The sequence below is a fragment of the Faecalibacterium hattorii genome, assembly GCF_003287455.1.
GTDB lineage: Bacteria > Bacillota > Clostridia > Oscillospirales > Ruminococcaceae > Faecalibacterium > Faecalibacterium hattorii.
Genome location: NZ_PRLC01000007.1, coordinates 37,321 through 54,022 on the forward strand (window position 1 = coordinate 37,321; position 16,702 = coordinate 54,022).

General features: G+C 58.9%; 17 protein-coding genes. 11 read left to right on the forward strand and 6 right to left on the reverse strand.

The genetic code is table 11. The features are described from left to right. Nucleotides 1–75 precede the first annotated feature (75 nt). The 4 genes from C4N23_RS06170 to C4N23_RS06185 form a co-directional block, all read right to left on the reverse strand. Nucleotides 76–1,566: a lipopolysaccharide biosynthesis protein gene (locus tag C4N23_RS06170; protein WP_112144822.1), complete on the reverse strand. Its 1,491-nt coding sequence runs from the start codon at nt 1,564–1,566 to the stop codon at nt 76–78. 113 nt (nt 1,567–1,679) lie between these two features. Beyond that, entirely contained in the window at nt 1,680–2,237 is a 558-nt protein-coding gene (locus C4N23_RS06175) for a M48 family metallopeptidase (RefSeq protein WP_112144824.1), read from the reverse strand. Then, entirely contained in the window at nt 2,213–3,142 is a 930-nt protein-coding gene (locus C4N23_RS06180) for a DMT family transporter (RefSeq protein ID WP_055191488.1), read from the reverse strand. The genes C4N23_RS06175 and C4N23_RS06180 overlap by 25 nt, the downstream gene beginning before the upstream one ends. Continuing rightward, a complete protein-coding gene (locus C4N23_RS06185) occupies nt 3,142–3,684 on the reverse strand; it encodes a hypothetical protein (RefSeq protein WP_112144826.1) in 543 nt (180 codons plus the stop codon). Before C4N23_RS06185 ends, C4N23_RS06180 begins: the two co-directional genes overlap by 1 nt. Before the next feature lie 261 nt (nt 3,685–3,945). Between C4N23_RS06185 and C4N23_RS06190 the strand changes: the two genes are divergently transcribed. The 3 genes from C4N23_RS06190 (at nt 3,946) to C4N23_RS06200 (ending at nt 6,066) form a co-directional block, all read left to right on the forward strand. Then, nucleotides 3,946–4,614 carry a hypothetical protein gene (locus C4N23_RS06190; RefSeq protein ID WP_112144828.1) on the forward strand — a complete coding sequence of 223 codons (669 nt, stop codon included), beginning with the start codon at nt 3,946–3,948 and terminating at the stop codon, nt 4,612–4,614. 257 nt (nt 4,615–4,871) lie between these two features. After that, complete coding sequence (locus C4N23_RS06195; protein WP_112144830.1) at nt 4,872–5,123, forward strand: AbrB/MazE/SpoVT family DNA-binding domain-containing protein; 252 nt, start codon at nt 4,872–4,874, stop codon at nt 5,121–5,123. A 16-nt stretch (nt 5,124–5,139) separates the two neighbouring features. Continuing rightward, entirely contained in the window at nt 5,140–6,066 is a 927-nt protein-coding gene (locus tag C4N23_RS06200; protein WP_112144831.1) for an alpha/beta fold hydrolase, read from the forward strand. Nucleotides 6,067–6,139: 73 nt separating this feature from the next. On the opposite strand, the gene C4N23_RS06205 is transcribed toward C4N23_RS06200, so the two are convergent. Both C4N23_RS06205 and C4N23_RS06210 read right to left on the reverse strand, forming a co-directional pair. Next, the gene (locus C4N23_RS06205; protein ID WP_112144832.1) at nt 6,140–7,891 is read right to left on the reverse strand and encodes a S41 family peptidase; all 1,752 of its coding nucleotides are present in this window, start codon (nt 7,889–7,891) and stop codon (nt 6,140–6,142) included. Nucleotides 7,892–8,156: 265 nt separating this feature from the next. Then, on the reverse strand, nt 8,157–9,026 hold the full coding sequence (locus tag C4N23_RS06210) for a patatin family protein (RefSeq protein ID WP_342587749.1): 870 nt from the start codon (nt 9,024–9,026) through the stop codon (nt 8,157–8,159). A gap of 596 nt (nt 9,027–9,622) precedes the next feature. Between C4N23_RS06210 and C4N23_RS06215 the strand changes: the two genes are divergently transcribed. The 8 genes from C4N23_RS06215 to C4N23_RS06250 all read left to right on the forward strand — a co-directional run bounded on the left by C4N23_RS06215 (nt 9,623) and on the right by C4N23_RS06250 (nt 16,701). Continuing rightward, nucleotides 9,623–10,570, forward strand: coding sequence for a helix-turn-helix domain-containing protein (locus C4N23_RS06215; protein ID WP_055191468.1), 948 nt, complete (start codon nt 9,623–9,625; stop codon nt 10,568–10,570). A gap of 14 nt (nt 10,571–10,584) precedes the next feature. Beyond that, nucleotides 10,585–10,815, forward strand: a complete 231-nt coding sequence (locus C4N23_RS06220; protein WP_055191467.1) for a hypothetical protein — start codon at nt 10,585–10,587, stop codon at nt 10,813–10,815. Between the two features lie 13 nt (nt 10,816–10,828). Further along, complete coding sequence (locus C4N23_RS06225) at nt 10,829–12,163, forward strand: AAA family ATPase (protein ID WP_055191465.1); 1,335 nt, start codon at nt 10,829–10,831, stop codon at nt 12,161–12,163. A 16-nt stretch (nt 12,164–12,179) separates the two neighbouring features. Then, nucleotides 12,180–13,883: a ThiF family adenylyltransferase gene (locus C4N23_RS06230; protein ID WP_112144836.1), complete on the forward strand. Its 1,704-nt coding sequence runs from the start codon at nt 12,180–12,182 to the stop codon at nt 13,881–13,883. Nucleotides 13,884–14,054: 171 nt separating this feature from the next. Beyond that, complete coding sequence (locus tag C4N23_RS06235; RefSeq protein ID WP_146746471.1) at nt 14,055–14,879, forward strand: hypothetical protein; 825 nt, start codon at nt 14,055–14,057, stop codon at nt 14,877–14,879. Between the two features lie 303 nt (nt 14,880–15,182). Further along, a complete protein-coding gene (locus C4N23_RS06240) occupies nt 15,183–15,482 on the forward strand; it encodes a hypothetical protein (protein WP_112144840.1) in 300 nt (99 codons plus the stop codon). A gap of 23 nt (nt 15,483–15,505) precedes the next feature. Further along, nucleotides 15,506–15,958, forward strand: a complete 453-nt coding sequence (locus tag C4N23_RS06245) for a hypothetical protein (protein WP_055191656.1) — start codon at nt 15,506–15,508, stop codon at nt 15,956–15,958. Between the two features lie 14 nt (nt 15,959–15,972). Beyond that, a complete protein-coding gene (locus tag C4N23_RS06250; protein ID WP_112144842.1) occupies nt 15,973–16,701 on the forward strand; it encodes a hypothetical protein in 729 nt (242 codons plus the stop codon). Nucleotide 16,702 lies beyond the last annotated feature (1 nt).

Sequence of the window (16,702 nt, forward strand, 5' to 3'; positions counted from 1 at the left end):
GCCTCTATTTTATCGGATAACACGAAAGGCGTCTGCCAGCACGGCAGACGCCTTTCGTGATTTTTATATACACTTTTACGCCTTTTTCGGTTTCACCCAGCCATCCACGGCATTGACCAGCGCCTTGCCGCGCTGGCCGAAAATTTTCGGCAGGAGGAGGCGGGCCATAGCCCAGACCCCGGCGAAATTGTACAGGATGATGGCGGCGGTGATGAGGCCGGTCCACAGGCCGTAGAGGGGCACACCTGCCAGCAGGACGAAGGCTTCACACATCAGCGCCCCAAGGTTGACCGCCACCCGCGCGGGATGGATGGACATGCCGATCATCTTGTGGGCGTCCAGCGCACGAAGGGTGAACACCAGCCCAAGGCCGAGGAAGGATGCGAAGGTCGCACCGATGGGGCCCCACCACTTGATGAAGAAATAGTTCATGATGCAGTTGCTCACCGCGCCGGAGAGCATCGTCCACAGGCTGTGGCTGGACTTCTTGTTGACGACGTAGACGCTGTTCAGGAACTGGTTGAAGCAGCTGCAGGTGGACGCCAGCGTCAGGAAGGGCACAAAGTGCCACGCATAGTAGTAATTCGATTTCATGATGTGCATGACCGGGCGGCAGAGCCAGATGATGCCCGCCGCACAGCAGAACAGCACGCTGGAATAGGTGCGGAAGATCTTGGTGAAGAACTTGGCGCGGCCGTCCTCCTCCGTTACGGCGGAAAGCTGCCATGCGTCGTAGAAGATCAGGCCCAGCGTGGTCAAAATGGTGGGCAGGAAGTAGCCGGTGGAAAGCAAGCCGCTCCACGCCTCGCCACTGTTGCCGTCGAGGCCGTTGCACATCTCCCGCACGAAGAACAGGTCGGACGCATTGATGACCCAGAAGCTGATCTGAGCCGGGATCATGGGCAGCGAGAAGCGGAGCATCTGCTTCCACAGGTCGCGGTTGATGCCCTTGAACTCCACAAAGTTCCAGAGCTTGCCGGTGAAGCTGAGGAAGAGCACGCTGACGAAGTCGCCGCTGATGATAGCCAGCAGGTAGCCGTTGGCGCCCCACTTGAAGCCCAGCAGATACAGCACATAAAATGCCATGGTCGCCACGGTGCAGAGCACGCCGTCCACGGCCACCAGCTTGTTCCACTGGCGGCTGCGCACGAACTGGGTGCAGAGGGTGCGCAGACAGCTCATCAGAACGTAGATGTAGATGAGCATCCCGTACTGCGCCATATCGGGCAGGAACTGCGCCACCGGCCAGCAGAGCACCAAGATGCCGAAGCCGCCGAGGATGGTCAGCAGGCCGTTGGTGAACACCTGTTTTTCACTGTTGCCCTTGTCCAGACCAAAGCGGATGATGGCATTGGACATTCCCATCGACACAAAGGGGATGAGCAGGTTTGCGTACTGGCTCAGGATCTTGGACAGGCCAAGGTCGGCGATCTCGGCCATGGCATAGGTCAGAAACGGCTGGACCAGCAGCGTCAGCAGCTTTGACGAAAAGCTTGAGATCGCAAAGATGATGGTATTTCCGGCCAGCTTTGAATATTTGTCGCCGGTGTTCTTTTCATTCGACACGGTTTTTCAACTCCTGTACTATCCGCCCTTGCCCGCAGGGCGCTTCTTTTATACGTTCCCGATCTGTCAAACTCTCCCACTGTAGAGGAGCTGGCGCGAAGCGCCTGAGCGGGCTATTTCAATAACATCCGCCGAGCTTTCCAGTCCGGCAGAATGCGCTCCACCTGCGCCCAGAAGGCCATGCTGTGATTGGGCACAAGAAAATGGCAGTACTCATGTACTACCACATAGATCTGCGCTGCAGCGGGCATATTGTAAAGCTGGAGCGCAAAGGTGATCTGCCGCTTTGCGGGCACGCAGACCCCCCAGCGGCTCGTCATATCCCGCACCTTGATGGTGGGCTTCTGCCCGCCCAGCACGGCAGCAAAGGCCGGGTAAACCTCATCGCTCATCCGGGTGAAATGGGCCAGCGCCTCCGCTTTTTCGGGCAGGGGCTGACGGTACATCTTGGCTTGCCGGGCAGTAAGCTCGGCTTTCGAGCGCTCGATCCACTCCCGCCGCTCCAAAACCAAGCGGTCAGCGTCCGCCCAGCTGCACCCCAGCGGGATGCTGACGGCCACGCTGCCGTCCAGCCGGACGCGGATGTTCAGGTTCTTCACCCTCCGGCGGGCGGCCTCGTAGTTGATGCCGCCCGCGGTGCGCAGGGTCACTTCCGGTTTCCGGCCCGGCATTTCCGCCACTCCTCCACCGGCAGCTGAGCCAGCACCACAGCCGCGAAGATCAGCACGCAGCCGAAGCCCTCCCGCACAGAGAGGCGCTGGTGCAGGATCAGCCAGCCGCCGAGGGCGCTGAACACACTTTCCAGACACATGATGAGGCTGGCAATGGCGGGGTTCAGCTCCTTCTGGCCCAGAATCTGTAACGTATAGGCCACGCCGCTGGACAGCACGCCGCAGTAGATCAGCGGCAGCCAGTTGGCCCCGAACTCGGCCAGCGCAGGTGTCTCAAAGAGGAACGCCGCTGCGGTGCTCTCCACGGCCACGACGAAAAATTGCAGCAGACTCAGCCGCACGCCGTCCACGAGGGGCGAAAAATGATCCACCGCCATGATCTGAAAACTGAACAGCACGGCGCAGCTCAGCAGGATCCAGTCGCTCGACTCAATGCCGCCAAAGCCGTTCTTCATGCAGAGCAGGTATAGCCCACCCACCGAGATGACCATGCTCAGCCAGAGCTGCACGTTCCCCCGCCGGCCCAGAAAAAGCCCGAACACCGGCACCAGAACAACGTACATCGCCGTCAGGAAGCCCGCCTTTGCGGTGGAGGGGTTGATGGTGATGCCGATCTGCTGGGCCGCGCTGGCCGCAAACAGAAGGGTGCCGCAGATCAGGCCCGCGATCAAAAGCGTTTTGCGCTCGGCGTTGGTGGCGGGCCCGCCGAAGGGAACGCCCTGCTTGCGGTGCACGGCGTCGAACGCCCGCACCGTGGGCAGCAGCACGATCACGGCCAGCCAGCTCCGCCCGGCCAGAAACGAATAGGCTCCCATGCCGGAACCCGCGCTCTGGGCCACGAAGGCCGTGCCCCAGATAAAGGCGCAGAGCATCAGCATCAGAGAATGTTTGGTTTGGGTATTCATCAGCCGATTCCCTCCACCTTGAGCAGACCATAGAGGTAATACTTGCTGGAATCATAAGAGATGGTCAGTCGGTAGCTGGCATTGGGGTCGAGGTTGCCGATGTCGCAGTGGTAGTTCTGGCCGTCGGTGACGAAGTAGAAGGTGGTGTTGTCCACATACTCTGCGCCGCCATCGACCTTTTTCCACAGCGAGATCTTGAACTTCTGGACACCCTCGGCGGTACCGCAGCCGTAGACTGAGATCATCCCGTTCGGGGCGGTGAAGTAGTCGGTCTGGCGGCTCCATACCCCGTTGAACACGATGTTCAGCGAGCCGTTGGCCTTCGCCGTGGCATACTTGGCGGAGGTGTCGGCGATGCCATCGATCATCAGCGGGTCACTGCTGAGGACGGCCCACTGGGTCGTGTCCTCCTCCTGCACCTCGTCCGACGAGCCGGTCAATTTGTGTGCAATGGACGTCAATGTGCTCTTGCAGCCGGCCAGCACCAACAGTGCCAGAACTGCCGCCAGCGCAAAAGCAACGATCCGTTTTGTTTTCTTCATGGTTTATGCTCCTCAAAAATTGCAGAAAGGTGCACTTTTCGCAAGCGCTATACAGATATAGTATACCGCATTTTTTTCCCGCATACAAGGGCATTTGGTGCGCTCAGCCGGCAGATGGAACGCATCCGGCAATTTTCACAAAATCGCAGGAAAAAGATTGGACACGAAAATGCGGAAAACGGTTGACAAACTCACCGAAACCCGGTGCAATAAAAACGACACATTTTGACGCATTTTCGAGTAAGGAGGCAGTATGAGACGATGGAACGACCGGATTTTCGCAAGCACCTCGGCCGGATAGCCGTTCTGTTCTGTCTTGCGGTGCTGCTGGCCGGGTGCAGCGGCAGCGAAAGCGCGGTGCCGCCGCCCATCCTGCCGCCGGCGGATACGGCAACGGACGATTCCCCGAAGCAGGACCCCGCCCCGGAACCGGAACCAGAGCCCGAACCAGAGCCGGAGCCCGAACCGGAACCGGAGATCATCGGGGATGCGCTGGCGCTGGTTTATGAGGTCTGGAATCTCCGCAGCGTTTCGGTCCAGTGCCAAGGGAAGCCGGGCACTCTGATCGTGATCCAGACCCACGCTGAGAACCAGACGGCTCACAAGGCGCAGCTGAAGCACACGCTGGCAGAGCTTGGCTCGGTCACGCCCAGCAATGCAACGGACGGTATGGACGCAAACCGGCTGTTTGCGGGTGAAGCCGAAGACGCGCTGGGTGCATGGGTCGAAACAGACAAGAATGAGCGCATCTGGAGGCCGATCGTGGCGGCAGTCGATGCCGCGTCCGTGGAGATCAGGCCGGGCGAGGAAAAAATGGTTTACTGGTATGTTTTCCTCCCGGAGGAAAACGGCGCATGGACTCAAATGCACTGGGGCAGTCGGGAAGAACAGCGCGGCCGATTCAGCCCAATTCCACATAAAACCGCCTGAAAAAGCGTTTGTTCTGCCCAGCGGCAGCGCGAGACCGGGAATACTGGTGGCTTTCCCAAGAAAAGGAAGAAGTTTTTGTCGAAACCGACCGCAATCATTGACGAAGCGGGATGGATTTTGTATACTGGGCGTACGACGCTGGTACAATTTTCCTGTGGCGGATCAACGCCGGGCATTGTGGCCCGGAAAAAGATGGAAAATGAGGAACCCCTGCGTCGTAAATAAAGGAGAAGCACATCAAAGGAGAAGCACATCAAATGAAAAGTACCGGAATCGTACGCGGCATCGACAACCTTGGGCGTATTGTCCTGCCAAAGGAGCTTCGGACCAGCATGAAGCTGGAGACGGATTCGAAGCTCGAAATCTTCGTGGAGGGTGATCAGATCATCCTCAAAAAGTACCGCGCCGCGGGGAGCTGCGACTTCTGCGGCGAAGTGGACCCCAATGCCGTGCAGTTTGCGGGTTACTGCATCTGCTCGGAGTGCCGCAAAAAGATCGGAGCCCTGTAACAAAAGGAGAGACTCTATGAGCCAGATGATCGACCTGACACTGCCCTCTACGGTGCCGGGGCGGACGCTTCATGCGTTCCGCTGCGTGCCGGAGGGGGAGGTTCGCGCTATTTTGCAGCTTTCACACGGGATGGTGGAATTCATTGACCGCTACAAACCGCTGGCCGAATCGCTGGCCCAGCGGGGCATCCTTGTGACCGGAAACGATCATCTGGGCCACGGCGGTTCCATCCGCACCAAGGCCGACTACGGCTATTTTGCCGAGCCGGACGGCAACCGCGCCGTGCTGGAGGACCTTCACTCCGTGACCAAGCTGACAAAGCAGCTCTACCCCGGCGTGCCGTATTTCCTGCTGGGGCACAGCATGGGCTCGTTCTATGCCCGGCAGTATCTCTGCGAGTGGGGCGAGGAGCTGGACGGTGCCATCATCATGGGCACCGGCTTCCAGCCCAAGGCGCTGGTCGCCTTCGCGCGGGCCGTCTGCCGGGTGCTGGCCGTCTTTTTCGGCTGGCAGCACCGCAGCAAGCTGGTGGCGAAGCTCTCCTTCCTCGGCTACAATAAGGGGCTGGAGGGCCGCACCACCCACGATTGGCTCAACCGCGACCACGCTGAGGTGGACAAGTACCTCGCCGACGAGCGATGCACCTTCACCTTCACCCTCAACGCCTACTACAGCATGTTCAGCGGCATCCTCCGCCTGTACGACCCAGCCTTCCTCGACCGGATGCCGAAGAACCTGCCGGTGCTCTTCCTCGCCGGGGACGCGGACCCCGTGGGCGAGCGGAGCGCGGGCGTCAAGCGGGCCGTGGAAAGCATGAAGAACGCCGGGATGCGGAATGTCCGGGTCAAGTTCTACCCCGGTGCCCGCCATGAGCTTCTGGTGGAGACGAACAAGCTGGAAGTCTTTGCGGACATCGGCGATTTCGTGGAACAGCAGCTCTGAAAAACAAAGCAAAAACTGCAAAGGCACCCTGACCGGAACACGCCCGGCAGGGTGTCTTTTTATGTGAAATCTTTTAGGAACGGCGCAACCGGTCGAGTGCCGCTTCCATGATCTCATCGCGGCCTTCGCGGATTCTCTCAGCAGTGTAGTGCACCGCAACATCAGGCTGGATGCCGGTGCACTGCGTCTGAGCACCGTCCATTTCATAAATACCGAAGGATGTGAACTGCAATTGAAGTTCGCCGGGGAGGGGCAGAAAGGCAACATTGCCGTCGGCACCGGTCGAAGCTTCCCCTATGACCGTCACATTGTCCGCCTGTTTGAGAATGGTGATCAGATATTCACTTCGGCTGACGGAATTTTTATCCATAAGGATCACAACCGGTTTTTCATAGGGATAATAACTCTGCGAGTAGGTCAAAAGGCTGGAGTCGTAACCACAGGAGATGGGGTCCTTCGTAAAAGTTCCGGGAGTGGCGGCGTTTGGTTTTGCCACAACAATGGCGGGCTGGTAACTGGTCGGGATATAGAAATAGAGCCCTATGACCCCGGAATACTGCCGCAGATCGATGATGAGTGCGTCCGTGTTCCGCAGCTCTTCCATAGCGTTGCAAAGCTCTGTTTCCGATTCGAGGACGCCGGGGTTGAGCACACCGATATTGCCACCAACGACTTGAAAAGCATCCAAGCCGTTCAAAACACTTTTCGTGTGGGAGACGGAATGCTCCGAGCCGGTCACGGAAAAGGAGCACTCCTCACCTCCGCGCTGAACGACGACCTCCATCGTTTCTGTCTCAGAATTCACAATAGCCCGCCACGCATTTGTCAGAAGCATGTCCTCTCTGGGCAGAGAATAATAAGGCTTCTTTTCGGCAGCTAACTCGTCGATGGTTTCCCCGTCGATGGAAACCAGAACATCGCCTTTTTCCAAGGGACAGTTGTCCGCCGTGCCGGTCACGACCAACTGACCCCCCACATCGGAAACAGGAACGGGAAGATAGTATTCGCCGGGGTTAGAGCGGTACGAAAGCTTTGTGCCCTCCACCGTACTGCTCCACCAGACATGTGCATCCTGAAGTTCTCCCGTGACGGACGCAAGGGCAGCTTCGTAGCTTTCCCGGTCGGTGCCATCCAACATCGTTGGAATGGCTTCCAGAAGGACGGCATCCCAATCGCAGTCGAGCAAATGCAGGTAAGGGGCATAGTAGTCCAGCGCATTCCAAAGCCGGAACAGCCCCAGCAGCCGGAAGTCCGGGTCGGTGTAGTCCGACCCGTGTTCAGGTTCGTTGGAAAAATCCGGAACCCCCAGCGAATCAAAGAAGACGGGCGCATGGGTCCGGTCAAGGTTTGTGGGAAGCATTGTCGGCAGTTTGGCGAGGTCACCTACCAGTGCTTCTCCCAGATAATCTGCATCTGCCGTCCATGAAAGGTCCGCTTCCGAAACGCTCGCATCGCTGCCGGAAGCTGCTTTGGGAATGCGGGCTTTGTAGTCGATCTCACCGAGGCTCGTGAACCATTCGTGAAGCAGAGCATTCACGTCGTCGCTCGTCTCACAAGCGGATGCTTTGGACAGAAGGCTCAGAAGTTCAGCATCCCAATCGGAGGTGCCCAGCAAAAAAGCCGGGTGGTAATATTTTGCATATCCCCACACCTTGCAGAGTTTGGCAAGGTTCTGTGTTTGCTGGGAAGCGGAATTCTGGCGGTAGACCGCCGTTTGGTCGATCGACCCAGCCGCTTTCGACTGCGGCGCATCCGCAGAACACCCCGCCAGCGAGATGCAAAACACGACGGCGAGGAAAAGTGCAATTTTTCGAAGATGAAGCATGACGGAAGCCCTCCTCAGACGATCAAGATTTTTTCCAACTGTATCTGCATCGTGTCGTTGTTATAGAGGACGCCGAAATTTCCGCTGCGGCGAGCCGACTGATGTTTCCTATCCTCTGCTGCGGACCCCCTCTATCTGTCCGCAGCAGAACAACAAAGTAAAAAAGCCCAGAGCGATACCGCTCCAGGCTCCTTTGTCTGTATGTACATATCGTATTATAATGTCCGGGGCGGATATTGTCAAGGGAAGTGAACGGGTTTCATCTCTAGGTGCCCACCGATTCATCTTGTTTGGTGTTTTGCATCCACCGCACCAGCGCTTCGGCGTCCTGTTTGCCTTTGGCGTACATTTTTTCAAGGCCGGCGCGGTTCTTGGTCAGGGTGGACATTCCCTCGGTGCTGTCCGGGGCGATGATGCAGACAAGGCCCTGTCGCTCCAGCTCCCGCGCCCGCTGGACAGCCGTGTTGTACCGCCATACCCGGCGGCGCAGCCCCTCGGCTGCAGCGGGGTAATGCGACTGCAGCAGGTGTGCCAGATGCTTGTCCCGGGCATCACTGCTCACCAGCCCGATGGGCTTGGTCAGGATGAGAGCCACCCGGTCGCAGCCGTGGGCAAAGGCCCATTCCAGCGGGACGGGATCGGCAAGGCCGCCATCAAAATAAGGCACGCCGTCGATGACGCAGGGCTGGTCGATGACCGGGATGCAGCAGGACGCCATGAGGATGCGGTAGTCGTCCGGGTGGAGGTCTGCCTTGGTGAAATACTGCGCCTCGCCGTTCTGTGCATTAGCGGCCACCACGCAGAGCCCTGCCGGGCTGCGGGCAAGCGCCGCGTAATCCAGCGGATTCTCGCCGCCTGCATTGCTGAGGGTGCCGTAGACATAGTCCAGATCGAGATAGGAGTGCTTGCGGATGAGGTTGTGCACGCTCATGTACTCCCTGCGGAAGGAGTATTCATCGTAAAAGGGCTTGTTCCGCCCATGCTGGCCTGCCAGATAGGACGCCATATTGGCGCTGCCCGCCGAAACGCCGATGCAGAGATCGAAGCGGAGGTCCTCCTCCAAGCAGCGGTCCAGCACGCCAGCGCCGTAAATGCCCCGCAGGCCGCCACCCACATCGATGACACCGTATTTCATGGTCTGTTCCTCCATCGTTTCATTCCATTTCCCTCCCAGTATAACGGGACGGCGGGAAATACTCATTGAGCAAACGGCGGGATCTGATGCAATTTGCGGCAGAAAGCAGGATCTGCCGCAATGGTGGCAAACAAAAACGGCCAGCGTATCATGTGCTCTGTGATATGTACCCCCAATACTGGACACCCAGTATTGGGGGTACATATCAGTAACCTGCTCTTTCTTTGCCCTTTTTGTTGCAATCCGTTCTGAATAATTGTCCTTTGATTTCGTTGAATGTGTTCCGTTCTTACTGCCTTTGGTTCTTGCTATAGCTGTGTCCTCTTATTTTATAAGTTCTTTTCTTATCTTATGGAAATGATATCTTCAATGTCGTTCAAACTGCTTTCGAGATTTTTCTGATTGCATATTCCAAGAACCAGAAGCAGGCTCTGTAAACCACTAGTTTACAGGGTCTGTTTTTTTCTTGACAAGGGCATCTTGTATCTGCTAGACTACAGGTAGTTGAACAGGGTTGATCCTTCCATTGATCGCAGCGTGAATTTTTTTTCGGAGCCGCAAGGCTCACACGTCAAAAACGATCAGGAGGAAAGATCATGGAAAACAAACTTACCGTGAATTATGCAACCGCATGGCTTATGGGGGTGGACCCTGCTGCAACTGGCGCAAGGCTGAAGCAGTACCGCAACGCCAACCACCTGACGCAGGAAGGGCTCTCGGGCATTCTGACGGATGGAGGCGACCCGGCTTCCCGGGTGAGCATCAGCATGTGGGAGAGCGGCAAAAAACTGCCAACTCTGTCGCACATGGTGTTCCTGCGGGAGCTGTACGGCTGCACGCTCGACGAGCTGATCTGTACTTACCGGCAGTCCGCAAGGGAGGCCGCAGACGGGGATCAGCCCGTCGTTTTTTATTATGATCTTCTATTGAACGCCGCAGGTTTCATGCCTGCGGCGTTTTTTGCGTTGCAGAGTGCTTTGCACGGGGTTAACCGCTGGTATATAGTGGTTTTTTGGCATCGGCAGTATACTTTGACCATGATCACGGCGGGGTCGCAAGACAGCCGAAACAAAGCCGCATACAAGCTGGAAACGCAAGGAGGAACCACCATGAAAAACATCAATTGCAAGAAGGATAAAGACCGCATCCTCTGTGTCACCGTGCGTGCACCGCTGGCAAAGAGACCCGGCAGACCGGTGCGGTATGTTGGCGCACACAACTTCTACTACCAGCCTGCTGGCAGCAAGGAGATCGCCTACCTGCTCAGCATGAAGAAATACGCAGCCACGGTCTACCACTTCTTTGAAGCGAACGGCCGTCTGGTCTGCGATGAAGACACCTGCATGACCCACAGCATCACCCTCGGCCAGCTCTACACTTCCCGTGCGGACCACAGCAACTTTTTGCTGAACAAACTGTTCCAGCGTCTGCCTGCACAGATCGAGTATGTGTGCCGGTATGAGCTGGGTGCAGCAAAAGCCGCCGACGAGCTGCTGGAAGCAGTGCCTGCCCGCCGCTTTGACGGCGAGCGCGATGCAGCCTGAAAGGAGGATGCTTTATGAGCAGCTTCATTGAGTTCACCACCATTGCGCTGGTACTGGTCTACATCGGCGTGGCCGCATGGAAGATCTGCACCTGCCGCACCATCTCGGGCAGCATTGGCGTGTCCTGCGCATTCCTGATCGGAGGGTTCTTCATTCTCCCGGTGGCTTACTCGGTGGCCACCGTGGTGTGCTGGGTGGCCGCCATTGCAATCGTTCTGGCACTGATCGGTGCCTTCTTCGGCTGAAAGGAGCTTAGCAATGAAAGAATTTGTCTTTGGCACGGCCGCACAGTTCGACTGGCTGGAAGCACTGCTGGCCGATGGCCGCTGCCATGTGTTTGAGCACTGCGTGCTGCCCCCCGGCTGCACGCCGGGCACGGCACGGCTGGGCTTTGAAAAGAACAGCAGCGTCTATATCCTCTACATCGACTACGGCATCAAGACCACGGTGCAGGATGCAAAGTTCTGTAGCCTGCTGGAGCAGGGCGAGGTACGCTTTGTCTGCATGCAGGATATGGTCGAGTTCCTGTATGCGCTGCAGCCCCTGTTTGGTGCAGCGGCCCCTTCCGCTGGTGCGGAGCCTGACAGAGCGCAGGCAACACCCCCTGTGGCAGAGGAAACGCCTTCGGAGGACGATGTGGTGGACATGGCGGCGGTGCTGGAGCAGCGGGAAAAGCGGGAGCAGCCCCAACTTGTGGACCCGGAAAAGATCAGCGGTCCGCTCAAGAAGCATGTCTTTGGGCAGGATGATGCCCTGAACGACATCGCGGAGCTGGTGGCGGTGCACAAGATGCAGAAGAAGGAGAAGATCCTCACCGTGATGCTGCTTGGCCCCACAGCAACAGGCAAATCAGAGACCGCAAAGTCGCTTGCGAAGATACTGACCGGGATCTACGGCACCGAGTACGGCTGCATCGAGGTTGCGGGCAGCGAGTTTGCAAGCTCCCACACCGTGAACCGCTTTTTCGGCGCGCCTCCGGGCTACGTCGGCCACGGCCAGCCCACAGTGCTGGACCCCGTGCGGCAGAACCCCTACCAGATCATCGTCATCGACGAGATCGAGAAGAGCGACCCCAAGGTGGTGGAAGGGCTCATGGAGGCCATTGACACCGGCAAGCTAGGCATGGCGGACAATTCCCCCGCCATCGACCTCAGCCGCTGCATCCTGATCTTCACCTCAAATCTCCCCATCCCCATGGACAAGTACCGGGCAGCCGGTGACTTCGAGCGCACCGAGATCTGCCGCGATGCCTTCACCAAATACTGCCACCGGCCCGAGATCAGCGGCAAGATCGCCAACTACATCGTCTACCAGGAGCTTAGCCCCGAGGCCAATGCGCGCATCGTGATCAAGTTTATTCGTCAGGAGCTGGCGAATTACGACATCAAGCTGCGCTCCATCGACCCGGCACTGCTCAACGAGTTCCTTGACTTCAATACGGCTTACGGTGCCCGCACCCGCGCCGGGAACGTCCGGGCATCGGTGGGCCGGCAGCTGCTGCACCTGCAACTGAGCCACCCGCAGGAGGTTCTGGCCGGGAAGTCGGCAGCCCTCAGCGGTTCACTGCGCAAGATCCAGTTCGATCTTGCTTAAGAGAGAGGAGAATACCATGCGTAACGAGTTCTTTGCAAACATTGAAGCCGGTGCTGCCGCGGTGCGCAGCCTTGCGTGCAGCTCTGCCGACCGTCTGACCCGCCAGCTGGCAAGCGACCCCGTGCGGGAGAGCCAGAACCAGCTGCCCTGCCCGGAAAAACCGGCGGAGCCTACGGTCCGCTTTTCCCGCCAGGTGCTGGCGGACTTCCGAAGCAATGTGGGCCGCTACGCCCCCGAGACCGGCGGCATGATGGGCAGCACCGGGGATATGGCGCTGGTGGACCTGTGCCACTTCGATGCCCTCTCCCGCAACACGCCGGGCACCTTCTACTACGATGTGGATTCCATGACAAAGGTGTTCCACGACTGGGCCGAGAAAGGCTACCGCGTTACCGGCATCTACCACAGCCACCCCCGCGGCTGCATCCGCCCCTCCTACCACGATATTTCCACGGCGCTGATCCATCTGCGCTTCTTTGAGCAGGACTTCTTCTACCTGCCCATCCTTCGGCCTGCCCGCAAGGGGCTGTTCACGCTGTATTTCTACATCGTGCACCTCAAGGGCGATACTCTGACCGTGGATCTGGATCATGTGCTGCGGGCGGAAAGCGGCAGCCGCTATGCGCTGTGCACGTTTGCCCCGTGGCACAGGGAATACTCTGTGGCGGAGATGGACGCATACCGCGCTTCGCTGGAAGCACAGGAGCAGCCTGAAACACCTGCCGAAGACCCTGTAGTCAAGGCCCCCGCACAGCCTGCCGAGACCCCGGATTACTTCGGCAAGGTGCGTTCGCTCTACCCCCAGAAGGTGCTGGAGCAGAAAGTGGTGGTCTGCATTGGCGTGGGCGGGGCACGCAGTTTCTTGGAAAACTGCGCCCGCTCGGGCTTGCGCAACTTCATCCTCATGGACCCGGACATCGTCAGCCCCTCCAACATAGCGACGCAGGCCGTGTTCATCTCCGAGATGGGCCGCAAAAAGGTCGAGGTAATCCGCGACCGCATCCGCGATATAAACCCGGACGCACAGGTGCTCTGCATCCCGCGTGCGCTGGACGATGCCATGAGTGATGAAGCGTTCAAGGCATACCTCGACCGCTTCCCCGGTCGCAAAGTTACCGATTACCTGATCCTTGGCTGCACTGATAACTTCGCAGCCCAGAAACGCTCTTCCATGCTGGCGCTGAAGTACGGCATGCCGTATCTGGCAGCCATGATGTACGCACATGGTGCGGCTGCGGAGCTGATTTTCCTCTACCCCGGTGTGACGGCCAGCTGCCCGCGCTGTTTGCTGCGCAGCCGGTTCGAGCAATACGAACACGGCTACCAGAACGACGTGGACTCCTCGGCCTGCCCCATCTTCGCCACCGAGCGGATGAACGCCACAAAGGGGTATCTGGCTCTGATGCTCCTGCTGTACCACGAGGCTCCCGGCAGCCCCTTCAACACGATGCTGGACGCGGTGAAAGACCGCAACTTTGTGTGGATCCGCCTTGCCCCGGACCTCAAGGAACAGCTGGGCATCCAGCTGTTCGATCAGGTGCTGGGCGGGGACGCCGGGTGCTTTGCCTACATGGACGAGACGCTCTGGGTGCCCCAGCACCCGGATCGGCCCGAGTTCGGTGCAAAGCCCTGCAAGATGTGCGGCGGCACCGGCGACCTGCGCCACCTGCAGGTGGACTGGGCCGAGCTGGACACCCGCGCTATCCACTTCGACACCTGAGAGCTTTTTGCACCGCAAACCGGTGGCTGAAACAAAAGACCCTGTAAACCAGCGGTTGATTCCTTTCCCAACGCAGGAGGCTTATAATACAAACAACATAAGGCTTCACAAGTCTTATGCTGAAAGATACACTTCCGCCGGTCTGGCACCCAACCCGGGGTGCCCAGCCCAGTGGTCACACAAAACGGAGGTCTTTGCCCTATGGCAAACGCAGAAATGGTCCGCATCCACACCCACAACATCCATGAGGAAGCGAAGATGAAGAACGAAACTATGAACGCCCGTAACCAGCTGCCTGGTGGCGGCTTCCACGGCAGCGAGCAGCAGACGAGCCTGCCCGGCGGCGGCTTCCATGGCGGCGAGCAGCAGACGAGCTTGCCCGGTGGCGGCTTCCACGGCGGCGAGCAGCAGACGAGCCTGCCCGGCGGCGGCTTCCACGGCGGCGAGCAGCAGTCGAGCATGCCCGGCGGCGGCTTCCGTGGCGGCGAGCAGCAGTCGAGCCTGCCCGGCGGCGGCTTCCATGGCGGCGAGCAGCAGACGAGCTTGCCCGGTGGCGGCTTCCACGGCGGCGAGCAGCAGACGAGCCTGCCCGGCGGCGGCTTCCACGGCGGCGAGCAGCAGTCGAGCATGCCCGGCGGCGGCTTCCGTGGCGGCGAGCAGCAGTCGAGCCTGCCCGGCGGCGGCTTCCATGGCGGCGAGCAGCAGACGAGCTTGCCCGGTGGCGGCTTCCACGGCGGCGAGCAGCAGTCGAGCCTGCCCGGCGGCGGCTTCCACGGCGGCGAGCAGCAGTCGAGCCTGCCCGGCGGTGGCTTCCACGGCGGCGAGCAGCAGACGAGCTTGCCCGGCGGTGGCTTCCACGGCGGCGAGCAGCAGACGAGCTTGCCCGGTGGCGGCTTCCACCATGGAGACGAACGGCAGGGTGACCCGTCAGAGAGCTGGCAGAAAGTGACTCTGCTTCTGGAGAATGGGGAAAGAGCCGATGTTCTGATCGAATAGGATTAGAAGGCCATCTGGCCTCGCGAGGATGGAAGGCAGCTCAATATGCTGATCCATGACGGGCATCTGGTGTCGGAACTCGCTTGGTCATTCGTCTGACAGATAATAACGAAAGGAGATGATCGCAAAGCGCCTTATGGCGGCTTTGAGCACAGCGGCCTGCAGACAGGGTGGCCAACCTGTCTGCAGGCCGCTTTTCTTTTTTTGTGCGGTGTAAACCAGCGGTTAGTTCAAAGCAGCCGGGATAAATTTTATACTGGGACCAAAGCACAGCAAATGTGCAGCCAGAAAGGAGAAATGCCTATGAAGGAATTCGTTTTGGGGACCGATGCACAGTACGAGATGCTCAAGCAGTCCCTAAATGATGATCGGTGCCATGTCTATGAGAGGTGCATCTTTCCTTCCTCGTTCAGTCGCCCCTCTGGGCGGATCGGCTTCGAGAAGGAGCAGGTGGGCTATGCACTTTTCATCGACAAAGGGCTCACCTGCGGCTGCCCGGTAGCCTCCCGGCTTCTGAAAAGCTGGCTGAAGGCCGGAACGCTGAAGTTTCTAGATTATACCGACATGAAGGTATTTCTGCGGAGCCTGACCTATCTTTATTGAAGTTACTTTGGGAGGAAGACTTTATGGAAGAACTTATTGGCTGGGTGCTTTTGGCAATCTTTGTGGTGGCTGCGGGCAGAGTTGGGTATTTGATCTATCAAAACAACCGGCACCCGGAGCAGGCAGCGGCTTCGGCAGCAACGGCCCGGCGTGACCCCCACGGTGAGACTGGCCCCATGATCTACTTTGCCAACGATGCACATGGCCGAACGGACCGTGAATATCAGTTCAACTACAAGTGGGTATACGATGGCACCCTTCACGCATACACCTGGCGCGCGTACATCCTGCGGATGCCCAGCCTGTGTGGTCGCCCCAGCGACGGCCACAGTACCCACCGCTGGAGCGATGCGAACGGCAACCACTGGGTCTGCTGGGATTCGCCCGTCACAAGCCTGACCAAGATGCAGTCGGTGTCCCGGCTGTGGGCGGACAGTGTGCAGGAGTACATTGCCACCGGCAAGCTGTTTGGCTGAAAGGAGAAGGCACGATGAAACGATGTCCAAACCCGGACTGCCGTTCGGAGTTCTTCTTCGGCGATGCCAAGACCCACTGCCCCTTTTGCCACAGCGTTCTGGTGCAGGATACGGCACCTGCCGCCTCTCCCCGGGTGAGCCTACCGCTTTCGCCCCTTGTCAGCCCGCCGCAGGCACAGGCAGAGCCAGTGTTCATGCAGCACGGCCGGGGCGGCATCACCTGCACCGGCCGCGTTCTGGAACTGGACCATCAGGCTGTGTTTTACAGTCGGGCGCACAAGCTGTTCAATGCGCTGGTGCGCAGGGAACCGTATCAGTTCGCCCACCAGACGCTGGAATACACCGTCCGGGTCGAGCCCATCACCGACGAGGTGCCCAGCGAGGTGACGGACTTCTGCCTGTACGGCAACTGCCTGGGGCGCATCCAGATCGGCGATGAGGTGCGTATCCGGGCAAAGGAACAGGGCGGCCACCGGGTGGTAAAGTCCATCTACAACCTTGCCACCGGCTCAGAGGTGAAGCCCGGGCTGCAGCTCAGCGCCACAGCCATCTGGCTGACGCTGGGGTTGCTGGCAGCGCTGCTTGCGGCCCTTGCCTGCACGGTGGTCTACCTGTTCCGCTCCGGAGTGGTAGCGGCATTCCTGCTGGCACTGCTCGCAGCCTGCATGCCCTTGTTCATCATGCTGATCGGCTTCTGGATCTTATTCCGGAGCGTATTTCCCAACCGCAGAAGAAGGAGGTAAG